Genomic DNA, 24,665 nt, shown 5'->3' on the forward strand with positions numbered 1-24,665 from the left:
GGAAAAGGCCCGGAGGAAGGGCAAAAACAGGTGACCGGAACAATAGATTGGACTTGCTTTTTTCGGCCAGACGTTATAAACTACTTTCATGGCAGAGTAGGATCACACGTGCTGGCCGGGTTCCGGCCTTTAGTGTCGGCGGGACGGGGAGTTGTCCGCCGGACGAACAGCGGTACCGCGCAAGCGGCCCGCGGCAGTGGGTGGTCCGCATCCCGCTGCCGCATATCGGGGTAAAATTGCTTCCTTTGTGCGGCGTTCCCTTCCGGGGCTGCCGAAAAACAAAAGGAGGTATTTTTATGCCACAGACACAAAGTGTTGACCAACTCTACCGTACCCCCCTTACCCCGTCCTATTGGCGGCAGGCGAGGGCGGCTCTGTCCAGCCCTAAAATGCTGGTCTTTGCCGCGCTGATGGTGGCCCTGACCCGGGCCCTGTCCATTCCACCCAGCATCCCTATCGGGCACACCAGTCTGTCCTTCGGATTTTTGGCCCGGTCCCTCTGCGCCTTGGTATGCGGCCCTGTGCTGGGGCTGGCCTTTGGGTTTGTGGAGGATATTCTGGGCTTTATCCTAAAGCCGACCGGCGAGTTCTTTTTCGGTTATACCCTATCCACCATGCTGGGGGTGCTCGCATACGCTCTGTGCTTTTACCGGGCAAGGATCACGGTGTGGCGGCTGGTGCTGGCCAATCTGCTGGTCAATCTGCTGGTCAACGCCGCGCTGGGGTCGGTGTGGACGATGATGGTCCGGGGCGGAGGCTACTGGGGCTGGTTTGTCCCCAGTCTGGGGAAAAATCTGCTGACTATCGTTCCGAAGGCGATTCTGCTCTATATCCTGTATCAGGCCCTGCTGCCCATTCTGCGCCAGATGAGGATCATCCCGAACCAGTTGGGGCCGAAGGGATTGATCTCCTTCTTCTGACCCCGAGCTGATTCAAACGAAAGGGAGGGCCGGACCATGCGGAAATTGGCGATTCTGGCCTTTTCCTTTTCCGGGGCTGTTTTTGCGGCCGCCCGGCTCCTGCCAGAGAATTGGCTTCCTGCCGGTGCTGTGGCTGCGGGATTCCTGTTCCTTGCCCTGCTGGTTTTTCGTCGTGGGCTGGGGGATAGTGGACTGGCCCTCCGCCTGGTCTGCGCGGGCTGCGCCTTGGGGCTGGCCTGGACAGCCGCTTATATTCAGATATTTTTCCAGCCAGCCAGAGAACTGGATGGGCAGACTGTCCTTCTTTGCGCCGAGGCGGCCGATTGGCCCCAGGAGGGGGACTACGGCTGGTCCGTGCTGGTAAAGCTGAAAACGGACAGGGGGATATCCCTGTCCACCGTTCTCTACCTGGATGAGCAGGGAAGCCAGGTCAAACCCGGAGACCGGCTCTCTACGGTGGCCCACTGCACCCTTGGGGACCGGACTCTGACAGGGGAGGAGATCACCTACTATACCGCCAAAGGCATCTTTCTCCGGGCACATGCATATGGACGGCTGGACATTCAACGTCCGGAGCGAGTCCCCATCCGGTACTGGTCCGCCCTCCTGTCGAAGGAGCTGAAGGCGGGGATCAGCGCCGCCTTTCCGAAGGATACCGCTCCCTTGATCCAGGCTCTGGTCACCGGAAACCGGGATGGGCTGACCGATCAGTTTACCACATCCCTCCAGCGCACCGGGCTAAGTCATACGGTGGCGGTCTCTGGAATGCATCTGGCCTTTTTGTCCGGCCTTTTGACGCTCCTACTGGGCAGGGGAAAGCGGTCCACCGCTGTTGCAAACCTCGTCTGGGCGGTGCTGTTCTGTGGGATCGCGGGCAATACGCCCTCGGTGCTCCGGGCAGCGGTGATGATATCGATGCTCCAGTTGGCCCCTCTGTTCCGCCGGGAGAGGGACGGGGCCACCGCACTGGGATTGGCCCTGATGGGTCTGCTGGCCTGGAACCCTTTTTCCGCCGCCCATCTCGGCCTTCAACTGTCCTTTGGCGCGGTGGCCGGGATATTACTGGTATCTGATCGTATCCAGAATGGAATGCGGAGGCTGCTTCGATTGGAGGGCCCTCGAAAGAGTCCTGTGACCAGGTTGCTTCTTGTGGTCCCGGATTTCCTGGTGTCCACCTTATCCGCCACACTGGGCGCGTCCCTGTTGACGGTACCTCTGGTAGCCGTCTATTTTGGTTATCTCTCCCTGATCGCGCCCCTGGCGAATCTGCTGACCCTTTGGGCGGTAGCCGTCCTCTTTGTGGCGGGGTTGTGGCTTGGCGTTTTTGGAGTTATCCTTCCGGGGGCGGCGGCTGTTATGGCAATACCCTTTACAGCATTGGCTCGCTATTTGGATTGGGTGGTGGATGGACTGTCCTCTCTTTCCCTGGCCGCCCTGCCTATGGATTCTTTTTATTATCGGGCCTGGGTCGTCTTTCTCTACCTGATGCTGGGAGCGGCGCTGCTGATCCGGGGGAAGAAGCGGATACTGGTCCCGCTGTGCGCCGGAGCGGCCACGCTGGCCTTCTGCCTGCTTTGTTCCGCGCTTGCCTTTCGGGCGGGGGAGCTGACTGCCGCCGTTCTTGACGTGGGCCAGGGGCAGAGCGTGCTCCTTCGGACCGGGGACTATCTAACGCTGGTGGACTGCGGCGGAGAGGGACAGCGAGACCCAGGGGATGTGGCCGCCGACTACATCCAGGCCCAGGGAATGGCCCGGCTGGATCTGCTGGTAGTGTCCCATTACCACACCGACCACGCTAACGGCATCCCCCAGCTGCTGCGCCGGATCCCCGTAGGGACAATTGCCCTGCCCGACGTGGAAGAGGGCGATCCGCTGCGGGAGGAGATCATCTCTCTGGCCCAGGAGCGGGGAATCGAGCTGTATTTTGTCCGCCAGGATACCAATTTTGACCTGGGTGAGGGGCGCTCCATAGAGATCTTTCCACCTGTGGGCCAGGGTGGGCAGACAAACGAGCTGGGACTGACTGTGCTGGCCTCCTCCGGCGGCTTTGCGGCCCTCATCACCGGGGATATGAGCGGGGAGTCGGAGAAAGAGCTGCTGGCCCACGCGGACCTTCCAGACATTGACCTGCTGGTGGCGGGGCACCACGGCTCACGGGATTCCACTACAGGAGAGCTGCTGGAGCGGGTGCGGCCAGAGCTGGCTGTCATCTCTGCGGGGAAGGGGAACAGCTACGGACATCCCGCCCCGGAAACGCTGGAGCGTCTGGACGGGGTGGGAGCCCTGATTTACCGCACGGACCTCCAGGGGACTGTGGTGGTCCGGGCAGATGGGCACGCTCCCGCCGAGGGGTGAACCAAACAGAAGAACAGGAGGGTGCGCCATGCCGCCCAAGGGAAAGCCGGATACTGCCGGCTACGAGAAATTTTTAAAAGATCTGGAGAGCGGAATTTTCGGTCAGCTCTATCTCTTTCACGGGGAGGAGACATATCTTCGGGACCACTATTTGGGCCAGTTGAAGGACAAACTTCTGGCTGGTGGGATGGGGGCCTTTAACCTCCATGAAATCGCCCCCAAGGATATCTCCCCTCACGCCATGGAGGAGGCGGTGGACTGCCTGCCCATGATGGGGGAGCGGACTGTCGTGCTGGTGACGGATTTTGACCTGTCAAAAACAGGTGAGAAGGACCGGGAGGACTATATCCGCATTTTTTCGCAGCTGCCGGAATACTGCTGTGTCGTGCTGGTCTATGACTTAATTCCTTACAAGCTGGACGCCCGGACCAAGCTCGCCTCGGCCATAAAGGAGCACGGTACTGTGGTAAACTTTGTCCGGCAGGAGGAAAATGAGCTGGTAAAGTGGGTGACCCGCCGATTCCGTGCCCTGGGCAAGCGGATCGACAGCCGTCTGGCGTCGGAGCTTATCTTTCTGTGCGGCGATCTGATGCACAACCTGGTGGGCGAGATCGAGAAGGTCGGGGCCTATGCCAAGGGGGAGCAGATTACCCGGCAGGACATTGAGGCGGTGGCCACTCCCCAGTTGGATACCGTGGTCTTTCGCATGACCGATGCCATTGGGGAGAAGAATTTTGACCGGGCTGCGGGTGTGCTGGGGGAGCTGTACCAGATGCAGGAGACGCCCTATGTCATTATGGCCTCTCTGGGCAGACAGATGCGGCAGCTGTACTCGGCCAGGCTGGCTCTGGAGCAGGGGAAAGGGGCCTCCTATGTGGCGGACCTGTGGAAGCTGAAGCGGTACCCGGCCGACAAGCTGATGACAAGCGCCAGGCGGTTTTCCCTAAAGTGGTGCCGGAAGGCCGTGGTCCGCTGCGGTCAGACCGATCTGGCGATGAAGTCCACTGGACAGGACGGCAAGGAGCTGCTGACTACCCTTCTGTTGGAACTGGCCGATCCGGCCTGAGAAACGGGGGCAGAGAGATCCATGCTTCGTATCAGAGAGGCCATCGTGGTAGAGGGCCGGTATGACAAGAATACGCTTTCCCAGGTGGTGGATACCCTGATTTTGGAGACCGGCGGCTTCCGGATCTTCAAGGACCCGGACCAACTGGCTCTGCTTAGGCGGGCTGCGGAAAAACGGGGGCTTGTCGTCCTCACCGATTCCGACGGGGCGGGATTTGTCATTCGAAACCACATCAAAAGCGTGATTCCGGGCTCTCTGCTGAAGCACGCCTATATCCCGGATGTGTATGGCAAGGAGCGGCGGAAGCGCCAGCGAGGGAAAGAGGGCAAGCTGGGAGTGGAAGGGATGCCGCCCGAGGTTCTGGAACAGGTCCTCCGCCGAGCGGGGGCGACCTTTCTGGATGAGGGAGCGCGTTCGGAGGAGGCGGGGCCGCCGCTGACTAAAGCGGATCTGTTCGCTGCCGGGCTGTCCGGAGGGGCAGACAGCGGAGCCCGGCGGCTGGCCCTGCTGAAAAGGCTGGAGTTGCCGGAGCATATGTCCGCCAACGGACTGCTGGCCGTCCTCAACGGCTGTTACAGCCGGGGGGAGGCGCTGGAACTGTTGAATCAGAAGGAGTGACAAGGCTGTGACCTTTATAGGTCACAGCCTTGCTTTTTCTTTATTGCACCATCTCCGCCAGCAGGTCCAAGTGGTCGGACAGCTTCTCCACCCCGGCGTAGCAGAACACCGCCACCCGGCCGCCACGGCCCACCGCCGCCATCTGCCAGGGGTCGTCCTCCACGGTGGCCAGGATGACAAAATCGGTGCCCGGCCAGTCCACCTCCTCATAGCTCCAGTACAGGTTGACCAGACGGTAGAGATCCATCTGGGCCCGTGCCACCGGCTTGGCCAGAGGGGGGAGGGTGTGGAAATAGGTCATGTCCAGGTTGGGGGAGTAGGTGTACTCGCCACCGTGGGGATCGGGGGAAAAGGTGGACGGTTTTCTCCCCGGCTGGAGGGCGTCCAGATCCTGGCTGACCTCGTACCACACCGGGGACAGCAGAGAGAAGTACCGCTGGGCTACATTCTCACTGCTCAACCCGGAGTTTTTCCGGTATACGGTCTCATAGGGGCCCAGTGGGACCTGTTCCAGATCGTACAGGGAGATATAGGGGGCTGTAAACTCCTCCACCGGTCGGAGGGTCAGCCGGCTGTCGCCAAACTGATTGTACAGAACAAGGGCCACTAAAATAGGGCCCAGCACCAGCGCGGCGATGTTTTCCCGGACGATCCGCCTGCTGGGCCCCGGTGACGGAGGCGGCGGAAGCCCATCCTTCAGGGCGTTGTAGGTGGAGAACAGGGCCTTGCGGTCCCGGCGGTCGATAGGGCGGGAGTAGAAAAATATACCGGCCAGAAAGAGCAGGAGAATCGGATCGAAGGCGTAAAGCAGGATCAGGGGCAGGCGGACGAAGTTGTCCGGCTGTACATCGTATTGATGGCCCAGGAACAGGGCGGCCAGGAACAGGATACCCAGCAGGCTCCACAGCACGATCTTCCGTCTGTGGTAGGAGCGAAGGCTGTTGGCCAGCCGGTCCAGGGAGAGCCCCTGGCTCTGGTAATCGGAAAACAGCTCGGGTGTATGGGGGTCCGTAGTGTAAAACAGGAAATAGGCCCGGCCCACCCGGAAGGCATATTCCCACCCGGCCTGCCGGTACAGCTCCAGCTTTTCCTGGGTAGGCTCCAGCCCCTCGCCGGCCCGGTTGGCGAAGGGGTCCAGCCGGAAGCGGGTGCCGGGTACGCCCCGGTCCTCGAAGGTGGCCCAGGAGCCCAGGTGGGTGGGGAACAGCCCCTGGTTTGCCTGGCCCTCCAGCCACTGCTCCAGTCCGGGGATATCATAAAGGGAAAAGGGGATGATTTTTCTGATGGTTGACATAAAATTCACTCCCGATCAGTTATATTATATCAGACGGACGGTCAGGGCCCTTTGCCCTCTGCCATTTTGATGATATCCTCCAGATGGCCGGACAACTCTCCGTGTCCGGTGTAGCGGACCAGGACGACCTTATCCCCTATGGCCACAGCGGCGGTTTGGAACAGGGTCCTCTCCTTGAGGGCCGTGGACAAAAAATTCACACGGGAATCAGAGTGTTTTGATATCTGCCAGGTCCCGCCCTCCGGATCGGTCCACCAGATATCTTCATCTAACCGCATAGCTTTGGACAGCAGTTCGTTGGCCAGGGGGACGGAGAGGAAGGACAGGGGGGCGGGGATGTCATACCAGTCGATCTGCATCCAGTTCAGCTTTCCAGCCAGATCCGGCTGTCCGGCCTGAAATACCTCCCACTGGTTCCAGCACAGCAGATAGTGGTTCTTTCGGCTGTAATTGAAGTAGTCCGATTGGTCGTGATTCTCCGTTTCATAAGGGCGGTAGCCCTTCCCCTCCACCTGCGCCAGAGAGAGGGGAGAGAAGTCCGACACCTGGCTGACGGGCCTCATGTCGCCCCCCAGGAAGGGCAGGATGTAACGGGGAAGGATCAGCAGGACGATCAGAAGGATGCATAGAGTGAAGGACAGCAGAGGGACGAGCCGCCGCCGGGAATAGGGGGAGTGGTGGTCCATCGGCTCACCCGCCTCCAGGCGGCGCGCCAGTCTGGACAGGTTCCGCACATCGGCCCAGGCGGCGGGCAGGGCGCACAGCTGGTACAGCGCAAAGAGGAGCAGGGGGACGGCGGAGGTGGTCAATAGATTGAGAATGGGGGTGTCGTTCAGCAGAAGGGCGGTCAAAACAACTGCCAGGACAAGAAATGCCACATTCCCCACAAAGCCCCGGCGGGCGGAACGGTACAGCCTTTTCCACCGCTGGCTCTGGAGCTTCGGATCAGTGTGGAGCTCCGGGGCGTCCAGGTCCTGAGTGGAAAAAATCAGCATGGAGTTGTCCACCGTGTCTATATAGTCCCAGCCGAAGTCCTGGTACAGCTCCAGCATAGAGCGGGGCAGGTCGTCATCCAGGCGGAGCCGAAAAGGCTCCAGGCGGTAGCGGGTCTTTTTTGCCGGGCCGGGGGTAAAGGTGCAGAACAGGGGGCGGAACTTCTTGAGATAGAGCCCCTGCAGGGCCATGTCCTCCAGCCAGCTCTCCAATCCCTCCCCGTCCGCGGAAGACACCGGGGTGATCTTTCTGACATATTTCATAACAGGGCGCCTCCTTTGGTGCTTTCAGGGGTCCAGCTGGGCCAGGAACAGCTCCAGACATTCCGCTTGGTCGGGGACGCCCCGGCAGAGTAGGCGAAAGACCTGATTGCCCCGGCGGCCCAGGTAGATGTGGTTGGGGGGATCGTCGTCGTATTGCAGGATTGTGTATTCCAGACTGTCCAGGCTGGGGAGAGCCACCGCCTGGAGGGGCTGGTGAACCGTGAGGACAGTGGGGTGGATGAACTGCTCCTGATTTTTCCGGAACTGCTCCGGCTCATGGGCCTCCTCCGTTCGCAGGGAGGAAAACAGCCACTCTGCCGCCCAGTCTGTCCTGGTTCGATAGAAGTCCACGGCGACGATGGCATTACCGCTGTATCCATCGGAGCGGACCTCTCCGGAACTCCACCAGTCGTACTGCTCCGGGCACAGGAGGGAGGCGGTTCTGGTGTTATACCGGGTCATCATCTGGGGAGTGTCCAGGGTGATGTCCGCCTCCCCGTGGAAGGCTTGCTCCAGGGTGACATGAGGGAAGGTCCACTCCTCCGGGCTGGACAGCTTATGGACGGATTGGGCGCTGACCACAGCCACCAGAATGGGAAGTACCAGAAATAGAGGGGTAGCACACCAGCTCGTCACCACCCAGGGGACCCGGTTCCGGCGGCCCTCCTTCAGAGGAATACCGTCAGCCAGCTGCCGGCGCATCTGCTTCCAACGCTTTATCATATTTGTCTGAGGCAGCAGGGAGAGAATGGCCCAGCCGGCCAGCAGGATCATCAGGGTGAGAAACAGTCCCGTTTTCAGTACAAGGTACTGCCCCAGCATCCAGGGCTGGGTGGCGATTTTTACCAGAGTCTTGCGAAAGCAGAAAAGAAGCCATAGCACCAGCAGGAAACGGCGGCGCCGGATTCGGCGGATCAGGGGGGTGAGGGTTTCGCCCTGGGTCACCGGGTCGGTGTGGAGGGGCGGGGCGTCCGCTCGCTCTGTCCGGTAGACATAATACAGATTGGAGAGGGTGGTCACGTAGGTCCAGCCCGCCTCTCCATAGGCCGCATTGCGCTCCGGATCGATGCCGTAGAAGCCGGCGATTTCCAGACCAAAGCGGGCGCCGGGGGTTGGTTCTCCCCGTCGGAACCGGGCGGTTTCCGAGGACAGCTTTACCAGATGGAGCCCCTGGGCCGCCATGTCGGCCAGCCAGCGCTCCAGACCGGCCATGTCATAAATCTCCACAGGGATGATCTTCCGGACCAGCTTTTCTCTCTGTTTCATATGGATGACCTCCTTTGGAACAAGACGTCAAAGAGCTTCCAGCATTTCCGCAAACCGAGGGAGAAATTGGGTCAGATCCTTGGAGCCCTCGTACTCTACCCGCATGACGAGGCCGCCTTTGCGGAGGACGAGGTAATAGAAGTCGGGGTTTCGTTCGCTCTGATAGTACCAGATTTCCTCCAGGCCGTGAGCGGGCTCCAGAGCCCGATAGTTCTCATGTCCGCCCCAGGACCTCCACTCCCAGGCCCGCCGCTCCGCCACGGCGGGGAGGAGATAACGGGTAATGTTGATTTCCAGATGGGGGATGTCAGCCAGAGAGCCGCCGGAGCCAAAGACCCGGTTTGACTCCCACTGCCAGAAGAACCATTCCTCCGGTGTGAGGGGGGTGTCGCCGTGGGAGATGTAATCCATGTTGTACATGGTATCCCCAGTGGGGCGGAACTCCGGCCCCTCGATCTCACTCATGGTGACAAAGTTGGAGTCGGCCAGGTCATAGGGGAAATAGCCGTGGGTAAAAAAGACGAATACGATCTCCACCGCCACCAGCGCCAGGGGCAGGATGGAGAGGGAGGTCAAAACACCGCCCAAGCGATGGCCGGGGGCAGGGGAGAGAGGCAGACCCTTTTGACTCCGCCGGTGGAGCCGCCAGAGGGTGAACAGGCCGAGCAGATAGGCCAGGTCCACCAGCAGAAGGCCCAGCAGGGCCAGCAGCCAGGGGAGGGGGCCGTCCGCCAGCGCCTCCGCCCAGAAGTAGCGGAGATCGGACAGAGAAAAGGCGTTGGAAAAAGGATATAGGAATTTGTATAACAGAAAATTGACGATTGCCAAACCTATGCCGCCCAACAGCTTCTGCTTGAAAAAGCGGCGGATGGCGTAGTCCAGCACATCGGGGTCTGTGTGGGCCTGGGCCGACCGGTCGGCGGTGGCGAACACAAAGAAGTTTTTACGGAAGATGCCCAGATAGCTCCAGCCCGCCGCCCGGAACAGGTCAGTCAACTCCGGGTCCTCCTGGTCTGTCTTGTTGTGGGCGGGCTCCAGATGGAAGCGGAGGGGAGCGGGCTCCTGTCGGGCAAAAAGGGTCAGAGGGCCCGCCGTACAGTCAAACACCAGACCCTTGCCAGCCATTTTTTCCAGCCAGATTTCCAGCGCCGGGATATCATATCCACCCACGGGGCAAAGGCGAAAGACAGTGCCGCTCATGTTCTTCTCCTTTCTGATTCAACCAATATGTCTGCGTACAGGTCCAGCCAGCGCTCCAGCCCTTTGAAGTCGTACAGGCCGCAGGGAAGATGCTTCTTGATGCGCTTATTCATCGTTCTTCCTCCTCTCCGTCCAGAACACAGGCCCGAAGCCGGTCCAATTCCTCACGATAGGCCTGCCTGCCCTTGTCCGTTAGACGGTAGGTGCGCTTCCGGCCGTCTACCTCAGTTTCCTGAATGAATCCCTCGTCCTGAAATTTGGCCAGCAGGGTATAAAGAGTTCCGGGCCCCAGCTTGACTCGTCCGCGTGTTCGCCGTTCCACAAACTCCGTGATCTCTGTGCCGCACATATCCTGGCGCAAAAAGGACATGAGGACATAGAACATGGGCTCGGTCAGCGGGCCTCTGTCTTTTGTGCCCAAAGCAGTCCCCTCCCCTCAATATTGCATTACGATATCGGATATCGATATTATAGGGCAAGGGAATAGAAAAGTCAATACCAGGCAGGGAGAAAAGGCGGTTTTCCACAAATTCTTCCAACCGAAATCTGACCGGTTTTTTCCGGCCAAGCTCCTATAATAGGGTCTGCCCGACTTTAGACAGGCGGAACTGAAGAGAGGGGAGCGGTTCGGCATGACGGTCATCTATGTGGATACCCTGTTTCTGCTCAATGGGATCATTGACTATCTACTGCTGCTGGCCGCCGCCCGCCTAGCGGGGGAGCCACTGCGTCGGCTGCGCTTCGGAGCGGCGGCCGCTCTGGGTGGAGCCTATGCTGTGGCCATCTTTCTGCCAGGCATGTCGTTTCTGGCAGGTCCCTGGTGTAAGTTGGCCTCCTGCGTTTTGATGCTGGTGGTGGCCTACGGCGGGAGCCGGAGGCTGCTCCGCCAGGGGCTCATCTTTGTGGCTCTGGCCTGCGCGTTGGGAGGTGGAGTAGTGGCCATCGGGCTGCTGGACGGCAAGAGCCTGAGTTTGGGGAGCGGAGTGTTTTATTCCTCCCTGGACCTGAAGATGGTGCTCCTCTCTGCTGCGGTCTGCTATGTGGTCCTCACGGCTGTCTTTCAACGAATTGGCAGGCATAATTCCTTGACAGGAGAGCTCCTTCAGGCGAAACTGCGGCTTGGGAAACGGACGGCGGAGTTCACCGCCCTGGTGGATACTGGGAATACCCTGACAGACCCGGTGTCGGGACGGCCTGTGATGGTGGCGGAGGGAGACAGTGTGTCCGGCCTGTTTCCAGAGTGCCGCAGGCCGCGGGCGGCCGACCTTATGGATCCAGCCGGTGCCATGGCCAGGCTCGGAACCGGGGAGTGGAAGGGTCGTTTTCGCCTGTTGCCCTACCGTGCGGTAGGGGTGGACAGAGGACTGCTGTTGGCCTTGAAGGTGGACAGCCTGAATCTGGGTGGAAAGGAGCGTGGGCCGCTTCTGGTGGCCCTGTCCCCAACTCCTGTGTCAGACGGAGGAGGGTACCGGGCTTTGATCGGGCCCCTGGATGGAAAGGACGAGTGCACATGAGTATGAGAGAGATTATTTGGAAACTGCGGGACCGTTTGGAAAGCCTGCTGACTAGTCTGGGGCTGTCCCTGCCCGGCAAGGTGATGTATATAGGGGGGAGCGACACCCTGCCCGCCCCCTTGGAAAGAGAGGCGGAGGCGGAGCTCATCGCCCGGCTGGAGCGGGGAGACCGGGGGGCGAGAGACCTGCTCATTGAGCACAATCTCCGGCTGGTGGCCTATATCGCCCGCCGGTTTGAGAATACCGGCATCAATATTGAGGACCTCATCTCCATTGGGACCATTGGGCTCATTAAGGCGGTGGGCACCTACCAGCCGGCCAAAAGCATCAAATTGGCAACTTATGCCAGCCGCTGCATTGAAAATGAAATCCTGATGTATTTGAGAAAGACAGCGAATCAGAAGACAGAGCTGTCCTTTGACGAGCCCTTGAATACCGACTGGGACGGAAACGAGCTGCTGCTGTCCGACATTCTGGGGACCGATGGGGACCTGGTCATGCGGCCCATCGAGGCGGACGTGGACCGCCAGCTGCTGCGCCAGGCCATGGACCGGCTGGAGCCCCGGGAGAGGCAGATTATTACCATGCGCTTTGGGCTGGACGGCCGCCCAGAGCGGACACAGAAGGAGGTGGCGGACCAGCTGGGCATCTCACAGTCCTATATCTCACGGCTGGAGAAGCGGATCATCGCCCGGCTGAAGAAGGAGATCGTCCGCATGATGTGAGGGCAAACTGTACAGAAGCTGGCTGCTTATCGTTGACCATTTTTATAAATTGTGAAAAACCTCTGGTAAAAGTCGGAGAGATGTGGTATAGTAAGGCCGAGAAATATCCCAGGAGATCTGAGGGGCGGAAGACTTTGATTTCCTGGGATATGTTCTGCTTCGCGCAAATTATGACAGGAAGAGAGAAAGGGAGATGTCGTTATGTATGATGCGTTCGCGGGCTTAATCAGTCAGATCAGCGGTTTCATGTACAGTTACCTGTTGATCGTCATGCTGCTGGGCGTAGGCCTGTACTTCACCTTCCGGAGCAAGTTTGTCCAGCTGCGCCTGCTGCCGGAGTCGATTCGCGTGGTAGGAGAAAAGACGGGGGATCAGCACTCGGTTTCCGCATTTGAGGCGCTGATGGTATCCACAGCCAGCCGCGTGGGTACCGGAAATATTGTAGGTGTGGCCAATGCCATCGCCATCGGCGGCTATGGCGCCGTGTTCTGGATGTGGCTGATCGCCATTGTGGGAGGCGCGACTGCCTTTGTAGAGAGCACGCTGGCCCAGATCTATAAGAAAAAGGACCCGGAGGGCGGCAGCTATGGTGGTCCGTCCTACTACATTCAGGCGGCTCTTAAGAGCCGGGTGCTGGGCGTTGTCTTCGCCATCGCCCTCATCGCCACCTATGCCGGTGGTTTCAATATGCTGGCCTCCTACAACCTGATTAGCAGCTTTACCAGCTATGACTTCTACGCCAGTGCCGGCACCTTTACCCTGGGCGGCAAAGAGTACAGCGTTGTGGCCGTAGTGGGCGGCGTGATCCTGGCCATCCTGGTGGCCATCTGTGTACTGGGCGGCGGCAAGCGGATCGTCAAGGTTACCGGCGTTTTGGTCCCTGTCATGGGTGTGTTGTATATCCTGATGGCCCTGGTGGTCATGGTGATGAATCTGAATATGATCCCCAGTGTCCTGGGCCGCATTTTCAGCGAGGCATTTGATTTCGGAGCCATGTTCGGCGGTGCCGTGGGCTTTGGTTCCTCGGCCATCATGCAGGGCATTAAGCGTGGCCTGTACTCCAACGAGGCCGGTGTGGGTTCCGCCCCCAACGCCGCCGCGGCCGCTGACGTATCCCACCCCGTCAAGCAGGGACTGGTCCAGATGCTGTCCGTCTTTATTGACACCATCCTGGTCTGTACCGCCACGGCCATGATGTGCCTGTGTACCGGCATCGATATCAAGGGCGGACTGGAGGGCGCGCCCCTGGTCCAGGCGTCTCTGGCTACTACCTTCGGCGCGGTAGGCCCCTACTTTATCACCTTTGCGCTGCTGCTCTTCGCTTTCACTACCCTGCTGGGCAACTTGTTCTACTGTGAGGGCTGTTTGAACTACATCGCTAACCGCAAGCTGGGAAGCGTGCCGATGACTGTGTTCCGGCTTATCGCTTGCGGGCTGGTCTTTGTAGGGGCCCAGTTGTCCTTTGGCTTGGTCTGGGACCTGGCCGATGTGCTCATGGGCATTATGGCCATCATCAACCTGCCGGTCATTGTCATTTTGGGCCGTACAGCTATGCGGGCCCTTCAGGACTACATGGAACAGCGCAGGGCGGGCAAGAACCCTGTATTCAAAGCCTCCAGCATCGGCCTGAAGGAAAAAACTGATTTTTGGAACTGAATCTGGCAGGCTTTCTGCCAATAAAAGGCCCAGGGACGACGAATCGTCCCTGGGCCTTTTGAGTCGTAAAAGGATTTGACACAAGGGGGGGCAATCAGGTAAACTATATAAAAACATCATATCCAGTGGCCTCCGCTGTATAGGGGAGGTTGTGCAGATGAGGCGAAAGCTATGAAACGAAATACCCGAGTATCAACGGCGGTGATACGCCGCCTGCCCAGATACTACCGACAGCTCTCAGAGCTTCAGGAGTCCGGCGTTGTCCGGATATCCTCCAATGCCTTAGGGAAATCTATGGGACTGACCGCTTCTCAAATCCGCCAAGATTTGTTCTGCTTCGGTGGTTTTGGGCAGCAGGGCTATGGATATAAGGTGGACAGCCTGAAAGAGGAGATCGGTGATATTTTGGGCATTAATCAGGGCCATACCATTGTGGTGCTGGGGACCGGCAACCTAGGCCGGGCTATCATAGAAAATTTTAAATTTTCCAGTAACGGCTTTCAGCTTTTGGCCGCTTTTGACGTAAATGAGCGGGTGGTGGGGACCAGAATCGCTGGGGTGCCTGTGTATCATGCGGATTCCCTGGAGGCCTTTTTGGGGGAAAACCAAGTGAGCGTAGGCCTGCTGACAGTGCCCATCGCCGCTGCCCAGGAGATGGGGGACCGGCTGGTGGCCGCCGGAGTTCGCGGCATCTGGAATTTTACAAACTATGAGATATCCTGTGTTCGGGATGATGTGGTGGTGGAATCGGTCCATTTTTCTGACAGCCTTTTGGCTCTGAGCTACATGATTACCCAGCGGGAGGATCGGGAGGAAGAGAAGAAGGGGGAGCCACAATGAGAAGGCCTGTGATCGGCCTGCTGTGCGGTGTGATGCTGCTGGGTATGCTGGCCTGCGGCGCTTATGCCCTTTCGGGGGGCGACAGCCTGATCAGCCTCAGCTATCTGACCGGGACTTTTGTGCCCAAGGCTGTGTCTACTGGAAACGAAGCTGCGGAAAAAGCCTTACAGGGCACTTACGAGGAGAGCAAAAAAGGCCTCGATAACCTGCATCAGGGCTATCTGGCGCAACTGGCCGGCGAAGAGAGCGGCGCATACAGCGCCACGCTCCAGGCCAGAGATTGGTCGGATGGCGATGAGATGACACTGACCACTGGGGCTGGAGTCATGTTGATGAACGGAGCCGCCTCCGTTTCTCACGACGGGGCTTTCATAGATGTGACAGACGGAATAGAGCTGGCCTCCGGGGCCCGCCTGACCTCCGGACACCGATACCTGGTGGGAGAGAATACTGTGGCCAGTGTAACGGTCCTGTCCGGGGCGGCCCAGTTGGGGCTCCAGGGCGTCTATGCCCTGGAAGACGGCAGAGAGGATCCGACGCCCTTCTATGATGTATGCCAGACGGATTGGTACTACGCTCCCGTAGATTATGTGTACCGAAACACACTGTTTTCGGGGATGGACGAGCACCACTTTGGACCGAGTTCAGCTATGAACCGAGCTATGCTGATGACGGTGCTCTACCAGATGGCTGGAGCGCCGAAAGAGGAACTGGAGCGCGCCAGTGTCACCTTTGCCGACGTGCCGGAGAGTGCCTGGTATGCCCCTTATGTGAAGTGGGGCGCGGAGCAGGGAATTACAGCTGGAACAGGAGCAGACACCTTCAGCCCGGAGCAGCAAGTGACCCGCCAGCAGGTGGCGGCGCTGCTGTACAGCTTCACCACGAGTTACCTTGGGCTGGAAGCGGCTGAGGGGGCCGACCTGTCCGGGTATCAGGACCTGGGGCAGGCCAGCGACTGGGCTCATAATGCCCTGTCCTGGGCTGTGGCGGAGGGAATCATCAGCAGTTCTTCTGCCGACAGCCTGACGCTCAGTCCACAAAAGAGCGCTAACCGGGCTGAAGTGGCCACGATGCTGCGTGCCTTCGCGGAAAAAATTATCTGACATAGGCAGAACCCATCCGCCCCCTCCGCATATGATGAGATTGAGAGCGGCAAACAGCCCCTCTCAGAACTTCATATCAGGAGGTACTTCAAATGGGGTGCTGCAATAACGGTTGGGGCGGCGGAGGCTGCCTGTGGATCATCATTCTGATCATCATCCTGTTCTGCTGCGGCGGCTGGGGCAATAGCTGTGGCTGCAACAATGGCTGTGGCTGTAACAATAACAACGGCTGCGGCTGTGGCTGCTGACCAGGCGATCCAGATTGATTGGGAGGCGCGGACCTGAGAGGGCCCGCGCCTTTTTTATGGTCAACGCGGACAAGCCTGTGCCTGGGGTGCGGCTATGGAAGAGAAGGAAATGCCGGTGGGGTGAAATCCTTTGGGAGAGGGGGAAGAATGCTCGGGAAACAGGTCGTTTTTTTCGAAATCAATCTTGCAATTTTTCCATAAAAGGTGTATGATAAAGCCCGCAAGCAGAACCGACGGACTTGTTTTACAGGAGAAACGGGGTCCGGCGGGTTTTGTCGTGCGTCCGCTGAACTCGGACGCCGCGGGGCATGGGTATGATAGAGGGGCGGGGTCCCCCAGTGGTTTCCAGTTCCTGTCAGGAGGGAAGAGGGGGACCGTATAAAATGCGTGTCCAGGCTCCACAGTTCCAGCGATTGCAGTATAGGGAGGTCGAAATCTGAATGAGTAAATTTCTCAAACGTTCCGCGCAAGGTGCGGGAGTCCCTCATGAAAAAAGGACTTCCAACCTTGAAACGGTAGTGATGCCGCTGCCGTCTAAGATCGTTCTGTCCATGGGACAGCACATTGGCGCTCCGGCTGCCCCCGCCGTGGCCAAGGGCGATCAGGTGTATGTAGGTACCGTGGTAGGCAAGGCCGGAGGCTTCGTGTCCAGCGACATCCACTCCGGCGTATCCGGCACCGTGGACAGCATCGTCACCATTACCGCTCCCAATGGCGCGGCCCAGACCGCCGTGGTCATCATTCCAGACGGGGAGCAGAAGGTGGACCCCGCCGTGGCGCCCCCGGTGGTGACAGACCTAAAGTCTTTCCAGGATGCCATCCGGGCCAGTGGCCTGGTTGGACTGGGCGGAGCCGGCTTCCCCACTGCGGTCAAGCTGGCGCCTAAGAATCTGGATGAGATCGACACTCTGGTGATCAATGGCGCTGAGTGTGAGCCGTACATCACTTCTGACAACCGCTGCCTGATCGAGGACACCCACTTCATCCTGGGCGGTATCAAGGCAGTCATGAAGTATCTGGACATCAAAAAGTGCGTCATCGGCATCGAGGGAAATAAGCCCCAGGCAATCGCCAAGATGAAGGATGCCATTGATATGCCCGGTGTCGAGGTCAAGGAGCTGCCCTGCCGCTATCCCCAGGGCGCTGAGAAAGTCCTGATTGAGAATTGCACCGGACGGGAAGTTCCCTTCCCCGGCCTGCCCTCTGACGTGGGGGTTATCGTCATGAACGTTACCTCTGTGGCCTTTGTGGGCAAGTATCTGGAGACCGGCATGCCTCTGGTCACCAAGCGCCTCACGGTGGACGGCGACATCGTCAAAGAGCCCAAGAACGTCGAGGTCATCATCGGCACTCCTGTCCAGGAGCTGCTGGATTTCTGCGGCGGCTTTACCGACGAGCCCGGCAAGGTGCTCTATGGCGGCCCTATGATGGGCAACTGCATCGCTGACCTGTCCCAGCCGGTCCTGAAAAACAACAACGCTGTTCTGGCCTTCTCCAAGAAGTGGGCCCACATCCCCAAGGCCACAAACTGCATCCACTGTGGCCGGTGTACCAACGCCTGCCCTCTGGGCCTGTCCGCCAAGGAGATCGTCCAGGCCTATAACGACGGCAACGTGGAACTGCTCCAGCAGCTCAACGCCGACCTGTGCATGAGCTGCGGCACTTGTTCCTTTGTCTGCCCCGCAAAGCGGCCTCTGGCACCCTCCATCGCCCTGGCTAAGATCATGATGAAGAATGGAGGTAAGAAGTGATGGCCAACAAACTGATCGTCACCGCCGCGCCCCATATCACCAGCGCGGACTCCACCCAGAAGATCATGCAGCGGGTCTGTATTGCCCTGGTGCCCACGCTGATCGCTTCTGTGTTTATTTTTGGAATTAATTCCCTTATCCTTACCGCTATCACCGTAGCCGCCTGTGTTTTCTTTGAGTGGGGCTACTGCAAGATGGTGGGCCGTGAGGTACCCATCGCTGATTTCTCCGCCGTCGTGACTGGCCTCCTGCTGGCCTTTAACCTGCCCGCCAGCCTGCCCTGGTGGATGGCTATCGTGGGTGCCTTTATCGCCATCGTTATCGTGAAGCAGCTCTTCGGCGGCATGGGCTACAACTTCGCCAATCCCGCCATTGTGGCCCGTATCGCTCTTGCGGTTGGCTTTGCCAGCCGTATGGCCAGCTACCCCAAGCCTGAGAATGGGATTGACGCTCTGGCCTCCGCTACTCCGCTGGCCGTTTTTGACCAGCTGGGCTCCAGTGAGTATGTGACTTTGCTGCTGGGTAACCACGGCGGCGTCCTGGGCGAGACCTGCGCCATCACGATTCTGATCGGCGGCATCTATCTAATCGCTACCAAGGTCATTAGCCCGGTCATCCCGGTTACTTATCTGGCCACTGTGGCTGTCCTGTCCCTGGTCGCTGGCCGGGACCCCATCGTGCAGCTGCTCTCTGGCGGCCTGATGCTGGGCGCCTTCTTTATGGCCACTGACTATGTCACTTCCCCTACCACCAACAAGGGCAAGATAATCTTCGGCCTGGGCCTGGGCATCATCACCTGCGCGATCCGCTTCCTGGGTACGATGAATGAGGGCGTGTCCTTCGCCATCCTGCTGATGAATCTGCTGGTCCCCTATATCGAGGTCAACACCCGTCAGGATAAGCTGGGTATCGCCAAGGTGAAAAAGGGAGGTGCCGCGAAATGAGCAACTGGAATCGCGTATTTAAGCCCATCGTGGTGCTGGTGGTCATCTGTATCATCGTCACCGGGGCTCTGGCCGCTACGAACAAGGTAACAAAGCCCATCATTGACGAGGCCATCCGTGTGGCACAGGAGCAGGCCAGGAAGGAGCTGCTGCCTGACGCGGATAACTTCACCAAGGTGGAGGGTGTCGCGGTGGAGAACGTGTCTGACATCTACACCGCGGATAATGGAGTGGGCACTGTGATTACTTGCTCTGCCAAGGGCTACGGTGGGACGGTCACTGTCATGGTGGCCTTCAATCCCGATGACACCATCAAGCAGATCAAGGTCACCGAAGCCGCCGAGACCAAGGGTATTGGCAGCAATGTGACGGAAAACAGCGAGTATCAGGCCAATTACAGCGGCCTGCCTGCCACTCAGGCCCTGGTCCTGGGTACCGATGTGGACGCCTATTCCGGCGCCACTATTTCCAGTCGTGCGGTGAACAACGCTGTGAACTCCGCCATCGACGCCTATAACCAGATTCCTTGAAAGGCGGTGAGTCAAGATGAGTAGTAATAATAAACTTCATATTTTAACCAACGGTTTTTTGAATGAGAACCCTGTTCTCCGGTTGGTCTTGGGTACCTGCCCCACTTTGGCCACCTCTACTATGGCCTCCAATGGCATCGGTATGGGTCTGGCGGCTACCTTTGTGCTGCTGTGCTCCAACGTGGTTATTTCCGCTCTGCGGAAGGTCATCCCTGACCAGGTCCGTATCCCCTGCTATATTACTGTTATCGCCGGTTTCGTGTCTGTGGTGCAGATGTTGGTCAAGGCATTCGTGCCCGATTTGGATAAGGCGCTGGGTGTGTATCTGCCCCTGATCGTGGTCAACTGCATCATCCTGGGTCGTGCCGAGATGTTCGCCTCCAAGAACGGCATCGTGGACTCCGCTCTGGACGGTATCGGCATGGGCATTGGCTTTACCATTACCCTGACTATCATGGGCTCTATCCGTGAGATCCTGGGTTCCGGTACTTGGATGGCCGGCTTGGGCAGCCTGATTCCCGCTCTGGGCGCCGATTTTGCCATCCAGGTGATCCCGGAGTCCATCGATACCTTCTCTCTGATGACCAGCGCTCCCGGCGGCTTCTTCGTCTTTGGTGTCATGATGGCCGCCGCCACCTGGCTGACCACCCGTCCTAAGAAGGCCGCCGCGCCCGCTCAGGTCGAGGAAGGGGGTAATGCGTAATGGAAATGGCTCTGAAATTGGCCAGCATCTTCTTTACCATGATCCTGGTCGACAACTACGTTCTTGCTAAGTTCCTGGGTATCTGCCCCTTCCTGGGTGTCTCCAAGAAGCTGGACAGCGCCGTAGGCATGTCCCTGGCCGTTACCTTCGTCATGGTGGTGGCCACTGCCGCCACCTGGCCTATCCAGATGCTCCTGCTGACCCCTGACAGCGGGGCCTGGGACCTGGGTTATCTACAGACCATCGTGTTCATCCTGATCATCGCCATCCTGGTACAGCTGCTGGAGAACTTCCTGAAGAAGTTTGTCCCCGCTCTGTATAAGGCACTGGGCGTATATCTGCCCCTGATCACCACTAACTGCACCATCCTGGGCGTCACCATTTTGAACATTGACAACGGCTACAACTTCATTGAGTCCATCGTCTGCGCCGCCGGCGCCGGCATCGGCTTCCTGGTAGCCATGGTCTTGTTCTCCGGCGTCCGCCGCCGTGTGGAGCAGGCCGTGACTCCTGCCTGCTTTAAGGGCCTGCCCATCACTCTGGTGGCTGCTGCCATGACCTCCCTGTCCTTTATGGGCTTCGGCGGTATCGTGGAAGCCATCTTCCGTGTCTGATAGGAGGGGGAGAGTAATATGGATCCAATTATCCTTGCAATCATTGTCGTCACCGTGATCGGTTTGATCGGCGCGGTGATCCTGGTGGCCGCCTCTATCTTCATGTATGTCCCTGTGGACGAGCGTGTTGAAAAGATTACCGCCGTTTTGGCTGGTGCCAACTGCGGCGCTTGCGGCTGTGCCGGCTGTGCCGACTACGCCAAGAGCATCGTGGAGGACGGCAACGCCATCAATAAGTGTACCCCCGGCGGGGCGAAGTCCCTGGCCGCCATTGCGGAGATCATGGGTGTGGAGGCCAGCTCCGCCACTCCCATGAAAGCGGTGGTCGCCTGTTCCGGCACCTGTGAAAAGACCTCCAAACGCTACGAGTTCGAGGGCATCCACAGCTGCCAGGCCGTCAAGGGCCTCTATGGCGGCGATGGTATGTGTAAGTATGGCTGTCTGGGCTATGGGGACTGTACCCGTGCCTGCGCCTTTGACGCCATTCACATCGTGGACGGGATCGCTAAGGTGGACCGTGAGAAGTGTGTGGGCTGTGGCGCCTGTGCCGCTGTCTGCCCCAATGCGGTCATCTCTATCATCCCCGAGCATAAGCGTAAGCCCGTGGTCCTGTGCCAGAATAAGGATAAGGGCGCCGATACCCGGAAGGCCTGTACTGCCGGCTGTATCGGCTGCATGAAGTGTGCCAAGGCCTGCCCCAAGGAGGCTATCACTGTGGAGAACAACCTGGCGCGCATCGACCAGGACAAGTGTATTGGCTGTCAGCTGTGTGTCAAGGAGTGCCCTGTGGGCGTCATCCATGTCCCGGCTGCCGAGTAATCATAAGAAAAGAGCCATCCCGGACGGGATGGCTCTTTTTATAGGCTTCGGTCCTTTAACCAACTGGGCAGCGCCCTCGCTTTTACACTGGAAACAAGGCCCAGGGCGGCATACAGAGTGACAATGGAGGAACCGCCGTAGCTGATGAAGGGGAGCGTCAGTCCCATGACAGGCAGGACAAAGAGACACATTCCCACATTTAATATGATTTGGACCAGCAGCATCCCGGCGACACCGATACAGACATAGGCGTCAAAGGGAGAGCTGGCGTGGCGTCCCACCCAGAGGCACCGGAAGACCACGGCGCCTAAGATCAGCAGCAGGAGCAGACAGCCTGCCATCCCCAGTTCCTCACCGCACACAGCGAAGATGAAGTCGTTGTACCGCTCGGGGAGGGCATCGCTGTTGGAGGCGTGGGTCTGGATGCCCTGGAGATAGCCCTGACCGAAGAGTTGACCCGAACCAATGGCCAGGATAGAGCGGCTCTGTTGATAGCCCTTTCCTAACGGGTCCAGGTCGTGGTCCAAGACCACCCGGAAGCGCATAATCCGGTAGTCGGTCCATAGGCTGGTCTCGGGCAGGACAAAGAGCCACAGAATGACTACCGCGGCCAGCAGGCCACCGCCCACAAGGAGAAACCACCGCAATTTGACGCCTGAGGCCCAGGCCATAAACACGAAGATCATCATATAGATGACGCACATTCCCATATCTCCACAGACAACGGCAATCAATCCCAGCATAAATACTGTGTGACCGCCGATTTGGATGAGAGAGGGGAGGGAACTAATGTCGCGGCCTTCCTCTTGAATCTGGGTGATCTGTAGCGAGAGGAGAAGGATGAAGGGCAGCTTGACGATTTCGTTTGGCTGAATATCCACCGGGAAACCGGGGATAGACAGCCAGTTTACATTTCCCATTCCATGGTCTGTCCCGAGGGGAGTGAGGAGCAGGAGGATAAACAGGACATTGAAGGCCAACAGCAGCCGCCAGTTTTTTTCGGTGAACAGCCGGAAATCCACAAGGGTTAGCAGCATATAGGCCACCACGCCCAGAAAAATAGCAGCTGTCTGCACCAGCATGAACCGTATAAACCGGTCATTGTCCAGATATTGAGTAGCTGAGTAGATCAGCAGCAGACCGTATCCGCTGGCTAAAAGGGCGAAAAACAGGAGCATCCGGTCTCCCTTTTTAAAAAATTCTCGAATAGGGGAAAAGAGAAGGGACAATGCCTCACCTCCTGCCAAATAATGTGACAATATATTCTAGCACATTTTAGTGGAAACGCAAACCATATCATGGTATAATCTTTTTTGTATGTGAAAATTTTTTGTGAACAGGGAGAGGTAAGCAATGGCAGAGCAGTTCGTGTCCAATTCAGAGGAGGAAACCGAGGCCCTGGGCCGTCGGCTGGGCGAGATACTGGACCAGAGCACTGTGGTGGCGTTTACCGGTGACCTGGGCGCGGGAAAGACCGCGTTTGCAAGAGGGCTGGCCAAAGGACTTGACATTCCGGACCGAGTGACCAGTCCTACCTTTACCATCGTAAACGAGTACGAGGGGGGGCGCCTTCCGTTGTTTCATTTTGATATGTACCGGTTGTCCTCTGCCGACGAGCTGTTCAACATCGGTTGGGAGGACTACCTGGCCCGAGGCGGCGTGTGTGCCGTGGAGTGGAGCGAGAATGTAAAAGAGGCTCTGGATCGTCACACCATATGGGTCGAGATCCGCCGGGGAGAGAGCCAGGACCAGCGTGTCATCCAGATCAAGGGGGTGGACCTTTGAATATCTTAGCGTTGGAATCCTCTGCCACGGCCTGTTCGGTGGCCCTGTGCAGAGATGGTGAGCTGGTGGCCCAGTCCTTCCAGAATAGCGGCCTCACCCACAGCAGGACGCTGCTGCCAATGGTACACGATCTGCTGAAGAACTGTGGAGAGAGTTTGGACAAGGTTGATGTGATCGCCGTAGCGGCCGGGCCTGGTTCATTCACGGGGCTTCGCATTGGGGTGGCTACGGCCAAAGGACTAGCCTGGGGCGAGGACAAGGACTGCGCTCCCTGCTCTACCCTGGAGTCTATGGCCTGGCCGCTGGCCCATATGGAGGGCGAGCTTATCGTCTGTGCCATGGATGCCCGGCGTGATCAGGTATACAACGCCCTATTTTTGGCGGAGGGAGACAAGCTGAGGCGGCTGTCTCCGGACCGGGCCATCTCCTTGGAGGAACTGGGAGAAGAACTGAAAAATTACAACAATTCGAAAATTGTCGTTGGAGATGGAGCCAAACTGTGCTATAATATCTTGACGGAAGCTGGTCTGACATTAAAATTGGCACCCCGGTATTTGAGAATGCAGTGCGCCTGGGGTGTGGCACGAGCGGCGGAGGAGTTAGCGGCTCAGGGCGCCCTGGTCAAGGGGCGGGAACTAGAGCCGGTATACCACCGACTTTCCCAAGCGGAACGGGAGCGTTTAGAGCGGGAACGTCAGACCAAAAAATAAAATGAAGGGGATCCTGCCAATGTTTAATGAGAAAGTACATATTCTAGACCACCCTCTGCTGCAGCACAAGGTAGCTATTCTCCGGGACGAAAAGACCGGCGTTAAGGAGTTCAGAGAGATCGTATCCGAGATCGCGGCTCTGGAATGCTACGAGGCCACAAGAGACCTGCCCCTGGAGGACGTGGAGATCAAGACGCCCATCGCTACCGGCACCTTTAAGCAACTGGCCGGGAAGAAGCTGGCCATCGTGCCTATTCTGCGGGCCGGTCTTGGAATGGTGGATGGTATCCTGGATTTGATCCCCTCCGCCAAGGTGGGCCACATCGGCCTGTACCGTGACCCTGAAACCCATCAGCCTGTGGAGTATTACTGCAAGATGCCCTCTGACATCGCGGAGCGTGACGTGATCATTCTCGACCCCATGCTGGCTACCGGCGGCTCTGCCTCTGCGGCGATCACATTTATCAAGGGATACGGCTGTAAGCATATCAAGCTAATGAACATTATCGCGGCGCCCGAGGGCATCGCGGTCATTCAGAAGGATCACCCTGACGTGGAGATCTATGTGGCCGCGGTAGACGAGAAGCTAAATGACCACGCCTATATCGTGCCAGGACTGGGCGATGCCGGCGACCGTATTTTTGGAACAAAATAAAGATAGTCCGTTAGATTCAGAATGAATGGGGATAACGGATATTTAACGGCTGATAAACAAGGCTTGACCTTGCTAAATTGCCGGAAACAGTAA

Annotated in this window: 25 protein-coding genes and 1 riboswitch; of the genes, 19 read left to right on the forward strand and 6 right to left on the reverse strand. The window is 58.3% G+C overall.

Annotated elements, in window-relative coordinates:
- The first annotated feature begins 90 nt into the window (after positions 1-90).
- A riboswitch (THF riboswitch) is annotated at positions 91-220 on the forward strand.
- Between the two features lie 76 nt (positions 221-296).
- From MCG44_RS07605 to MCG44_RS07620, 4 genes are read left to right on the forward strand one after another with little or no spacing between them, the layout of a single operon-like run.
- Complete coding sequence (locus tag MCG44_RS07605) at positions 297-920, forward strand: folate family ECF transporter S component (protein ID WP_147571921.1); 624 nt, start codon at positions 297-299, stop codon at positions 918-920.
- Between the two features lie 36 nt (positions 921-956).
- Complete coding sequence (locus tag MCG44_RS07610) at positions 957-3,275, forward strand: DNA internalization-related competence protein ComEC/Rec2 (RefSeq protein ID WP_240287569.1); 2,319 nt, start codon at positions 957-959, stop codon at positions 3,273-3,275.
- Between the two features lie 28 nt (positions 3,276-3,303).
- Positions 3,304-4,341, forward strand: coding sequence for a DNA polymerase III subunit delta (holA, locus tag MCG44_RS07615; RefSeq protein ID WP_240287571.1), 1,038 nt, complete (start codon positions 3,304-3,306; stop codon positions 4,339-4,341).
- A 21-nt stretch (positions 4,342-4,362) separates the two neighbouring features.
- On the forward strand, positions 4,363-4,959 hold the full coding sequence (locus tag MCG44_RS07620; protein WP_240287573.1) for a toprim domain-containing protein: 597 nt from the start codon (positions 4,363-4,365) through the stop codon (positions 4,957-4,959).
- A 40-nt stretch (positions 4,960-4,999) separates the two neighbouring features.
- Here MCG44_RS07620 and MCG44_RS07625 read toward each other — a convergent pair whose 3' ends face one another.
- The 5 genes from MCG44_RS07625 to MCG44_RS07645 form a co-directional block, all read right to left on the reverse strand.
- Entirely contained in the window at positions 5,000-6,253 is a 1,254-nt protein-coding gene (locus MCG44_RS07625; RefSeq protein WP_147571917.1) for a DUF2812 domain-containing protein, read from the reverse strand.
- Positions 6,254-6,294: 41 nt separating this feature from the next.
- Positions 6,295-7,509 (reverse strand): DUF2812 domain-containing protein, encoded by a 1,215-nt coding sequence (locus MCG44_RS07630; RefSeq protein ID WP_240287575.1) that lies wholly within the window; start codon positions 7,507-7,509, stop codon positions 6,295-6,297.
- A 24-nt stretch (positions 7,510-7,533) separates the two neighbouring features.
- Complete coding sequence (locus MCG44_RS07635; RefSeq protein ID WP_240287577.1) at positions 7,534-8,775, reverse strand: DUF2812 domain-containing protein; 1,242 nt, start codon at positions 8,773-8,775, stop codon at positions 7,534-7,536.
- Between the two features lie 27 nt (positions 8,776-8,802).
- Positions 8,803-9,945 carry a DUF2812 domain-containing protein gene (locus MCG44_RS07640; RefSeq protein WP_240287579.1) on the reverse strand — a complete coding sequence of 381 codons (1,143 nt, stop codon included), beginning with the start codon at positions 9,943-9,945 and terminating at the stop codon, positions 8,803-8,805.
- A 139-nt stretch (positions 9,946-10,084) separates the two neighbouring features.
- Positions 10,085-10,396 (reverse strand): PadR family transcriptional regulator, encoded by a 312-nt coding sequence (locus MCG44_RS07645; protein WP_412531138.1) that lies wholly within the window; start codon positions 10,394-10,396, stop codon positions 10,085-10,087.
- A 211-nt stretch (positions 10,397-10,607) separates the two neighbouring features.
- Here MCG44_RS07645 and MCG44_RS07650 point away from each other — a divergent pair, with 211 nt between their 5' ends.
- The 12 genes from MCG44_RS07650 (at position 10,608) to MCG44_RS07705 (ending at position 21,422) form a co-directional block, all read left to right on the forward strand.
- On the forward strand, positions 10,608-11,489 hold the full coding sequence (locus MCG44_RS07650; RefSeq protein ID WP_240287581.1) for a sigma-E processing peptidase SpoIIGA: 882 nt from the start codon (positions 10,608-10,610) through the stop codon (positions 11,487-11,489).
- Positions 11,486-12,214: an RNA polymerase sporulation sigma factor SigE gene (gene sigE / locus MCG44_RS07655; protein WP_207721928.1), complete on the forward strand. Its 729-nt coding sequence runs from the start codon at positions 11,486-11,488 to the stop codon at positions 12,212-12,214. Before MCG44_RS07650 ends, sigE begins: the two co-directional genes overlap by 4 nt.
- A 201-nt stretch (positions 12,215-12,415) precedes the next feature.
- The gene (locus MCG44_RS07660; RefSeq protein ID WP_147571912.1) at positions 12,416-13,870 is read left to right on the forward strand and encodes an alanine/glycine:cation symporter family protein; all 1,455 of its coding nucleotides are present in this window, start codon (positions 12,416-12,418) and stop codon (positions 13,868-13,870) included.
- A 171-nt stretch (positions 13,871-14,041) separates the two neighbouring features.
- Complete coding sequence (locus MCG44_RS07665; protein ID WP_147571911.1) at positions 14,042-14,710, forward strand: redox-sensing transcriptional repressor Rex; 669 nt, start codon at positions 14,042-14,044, stop codon at positions 14,708-14,710.
- Positions 14,707-15,813, forward strand: a complete 1,107-nt coding sequence (locus tag MCG44_RS07670) for an S-layer homology domain-containing protein (RefSeq protein ID WP_186852630.1) — start codon at positions 14,707-14,709, stop codon at positions 15,811-15,813. The genes MCG44_RS07665 and MCG44_RS07670 overlap by 4 nt, the downstream gene beginning before the upstream one ends.
- A 92-nt stretch (positions 15,814-15,905) precedes the next feature.
- Positions 15,906-16,061, forward strand: a complete 156-nt coding sequence (locus MCG44_RS07675; RefSeq protein WP_186852629.1) for a hypothetical protein — start codon at positions 15,906-15,908, stop codon at positions 16,059-16,061.
- A 440-nt stretch (positions 16,062-16,501) separates the two neighbouring features.
- Positions 16,502-17,812 carry an electron transport complex subunit RsxC gene (rsxC, locus tag MCG44_RS07680; RefSeq protein ID WP_147571909.1) on the forward strand — a complete coding sequence of 437 codons (1,311 nt, stop codon included), beginning with the start codon at positions 16,502-16,504 and terminating at the stop codon, positions 17,810-17,812.
- Positions 17,812-18,756 (forward strand): RnfABCDGE type electron transport complex subunit D, encoded by a 945-nt coding sequence (locus tag MCG44_RS07685; protein WP_147571908.1) that lies wholly within the window; start codon positions 17,812-17,814, stop codon positions 18,754-18,756. The genes rsxC and MCG44_RS07685 overlap by 1 nt, the downstream gene beginning before the upstream one ends.
- Positions 18,753-19,286, forward strand: a complete 534-nt coding sequence (locus tag MCG44_RS07690; protein WP_186852628.1) for an FMN-binding protein — start codon at positions 18,753-18,755, stop codon at positions 19,284-19,286. Before MCG44_RS07685 ends, MCG44_RS07690 begins: the two co-directional genes overlap by 4 nt.
- Positions 19,287-19,302: 16 nt before the next feature.
- The gene (rsxE, locus tag MCG44_RS07695) at positions 19,303-19,989 is read left to right on the forward strand and encodes an electron transport complex subunit RsxE (RefSeq protein ID WP_147571906.1); all 687 of its coding nucleotides are present in this window, start codon (positions 19,303-19,305) and stop codon (positions 19,987-19,989) included.
- A gap of 5 nt (positions 19,990-19,994) precedes the next feature.
- Positions 19,995-20,603, forward strand: coding sequence for an electron transport complex protein RnfA (locus MCG44_RS07700; protein WP_147571905.1), 609 nt, complete (start codon positions 19,995-19,997; stop codon positions 20,601-20,603).
- Positions 20,604-20,621: 18 nt separating this feature from the next.
- Positions 20,622-21,422 (forward strand): RnfABCDGE type electron transport complex subunit B, encoded by an 801-nt coding sequence (locus MCG44_RS07705; RefSeq protein WP_147571904.1) that lies wholly within the window; start codon positions 20,622-20,624, stop codon positions 21,420-21,422.
- A 38-nt stretch (positions 21,423-21,460) separates the two neighbouring features.
- On the opposite strand, the gene MCG44_RS07710 is transcribed toward MCG44_RS07705, so the two are convergent.
- Positions 21,461-22,600 (reverse strand): FtsW/RodA/SpoVE family cell cycle protein, encoded by a 1,140-nt coding sequence (locus MCG44_RS07710; protein ID WP_186852662.1) that lies wholly within the window; start codon positions 22,598-22,600, stop codon positions 21,461-21,463.
- Positions 22,601-22,775: 175 nt separating this feature from the next.
- Here MCG44_RS07710 and tsaE point away from each other — a divergent pair, with 175 nt between their 5' ends.
- From tsaE to upp, 3 genes are read left to right on the forward strand one after another with little or no spacing between them, the layout of a single operon-like run.
- Positions 22,776-23,207 (forward strand): tRNA (adenosine(37)-N6)-threonylcarbamoyltransferase complex ATPase subunit type 1 TsaE, encoded by a 432-nt coding sequence (gene tsaE / locus MCG44_RS07715; RefSeq protein ID WP_240287583.1) that lies wholly within the window; start codon positions 22,776-22,778, stop codon positions 23,205-23,207.
- A complete protein-coding gene (tsaB, locus tag MCG44_RS07720) occupies positions 23,204-23,917 on the forward strand; it encodes a tRNA (adenosine(37)-N6)-threonylcarbamoyltransferase complex dimerization subunit type 1 TsaB (RefSeq protein WP_147571901.1) in 714 nt (237 codons plus the stop codon). Before tsaE ends, tsaB begins: the two co-directional genes overlap by 4 nt.
- A 19-nt stretch (positions 23,918-23,936) precedes the next feature.
- A complete protein-coding gene (gene upp / locus MCG44_RS07725; RefSeq protein ID WP_147571900.1) occupies positions 23,937-24,572 on the forward strand; it encodes a uracil phosphoribosyltransferase in 636 nt (211 codons plus the stop codon).
- The last annotated feature ends 93 nt before the right edge of the window (positions 24,573-24,665 follow it).

Source organism: Lawsonibacter sp. OA9 (genome assembly GCF_022440585.1).

Coding starts and splice junctions, on each gene's coding strand:
- MCG44_RS07605 (WP_147571921.1), top strand. CDS start 297: ATGCCACAGACACAAAGTGTTGACCAACTCTACCGTACCCCCCTTACC.
- MCG44_RS07610 (WP_240287569.1), top strand. CDS start 957: ATGCGGAAATTGGCGATTCTGGCCTTTTCCTTTTCCGGGGCTGTTTTT.
- holA (WP_240287571.1), top strand. CDS start 3,304: ATGCCGCCCAAGGGAAAGCCGGATACTGCCGGCTACGAGAAATTTTTA.
- MCG44_RS07620 (WP_240287573.1), top strand. CDS start 4,363: ATGCTTCGTATCAGAGAGGCCATCGTGGTAGAGGGCCGGTATGACAAG.
- MCG44_RS07625 (WP_147571917.1), bottom strand. CDS start 6,253: ATGTCAACCATCAGAAAAATCATCCCCTTTTCCCTTTATGATATCCCC.
- MCG44_RS07630 (WP_240287575.1), bottom strand. CDS start 7,509: ATGAAATATGTCAGAAAGATCACCCCGGTGTCTTCCGCGGACGGGGAG.
- MCG44_RS07635 (WP_240287577.1), bottom strand. CDS start 8,775: ATGAAACAGAGAGAAAAGCTGGTCCGGAAGATCATCCCTGTGGAGATT.
- MCG44_RS07650 (WP_240287581.1), top strand. CDS start 10,608: ATGACGGTCATCTATGTGGATACCCTGTTTCTGCTCAATGGGATCATT.
- sigE (WP_207721928.1), top strand. CDS start 11,486: ATGAGTATGAGAGAGATTATTTGGAAACTGCGGGACCGTTTGGAAAGC.
- MCG44_RS07660 (WP_147571912.1), top strand. CDS start 12,416: ATGTATGATGCGTTCGCGGGCTTAATCAGTCAGATCAGCGGTTTCATG.
- MCG44_RS07665 (WP_147571911.1), top strand. CDS start 14,042: ATGAAACGAAATACCCGAGTATCAACGGCGGTGATACGCCGCCTGCCC.
- MCG44_RS07670 (WP_186852630.1), top strand. CDS start 14,707: ATGAGAAGGCCTGTGATCGGCCTGCTGTGCGGTGTGATGCTGCTGGGT.
- MCG44_RS07675 (WP_186852629.1), top strand. CDS start 15,906: ATGGGGTGCTGCAATAACGGTTGGGGCGGCGGAGGCTGCCTGTGGATC.
- rsxC (WP_147571909.1), top strand. CDS start 16,502: ATGAGTAAATTTCTCAAACGTTCCGCGCAAGGTGCGGGAGTCCCTCAT.
- MCG44_RS07685 (WP_147571908.1), top strand. CDS start 17,812: ATGGCCAACAAACTGATCGTCACCGCCGCGCCCCATATCACCAGCGCG.
- MCG44_RS07690 (WP_186852628.1), top strand. CDS start 18,753: ATGAGCAACTGGAATCGCGTATTTAAGCCCATCGTGGTGCTGGTGGTC.
- rsxE (WP_147571906.1), top strand. CDS start 19,303: ATGAGTAGTAATAATAAACTTCATATTTTAACCAACGGTTTTTTGAAT.
- MCG44_RS07700 (WP_147571905.1), top strand. CDS start 19,995: ATGGCTCTGAAATTGGCCAGCATCTTCTTTACCATGATCCTGGTCGAC.
- MCG44_RS07705 (WP_147571904.1), top strand. CDS start 20,622: ATGGATCCAATTATCCTTGCAATCATTGTCGTCACCGTGATCGGTTTG.
- MCG44_RS07710 (WP_186852662.1), bottom strand. CDS start 22,600: ATGCTCCTGTTTTTCGCCCTTTTAGCCAGCGGATACGGTCTGCTGCTG.
- tsaE (WP_240287583.1), top strand. CDS start 22,776: ATGGCAGAGCAGTTCGTGTCCAATTCAGAGGAGGAAACCGAGGCCCTG.
- upp (WP_147571900.1), top strand. CDS start 23,937: ATGTTTAATGAGAAAGTACATATTCTAGACCACCCTCTGCTGCAGCAC.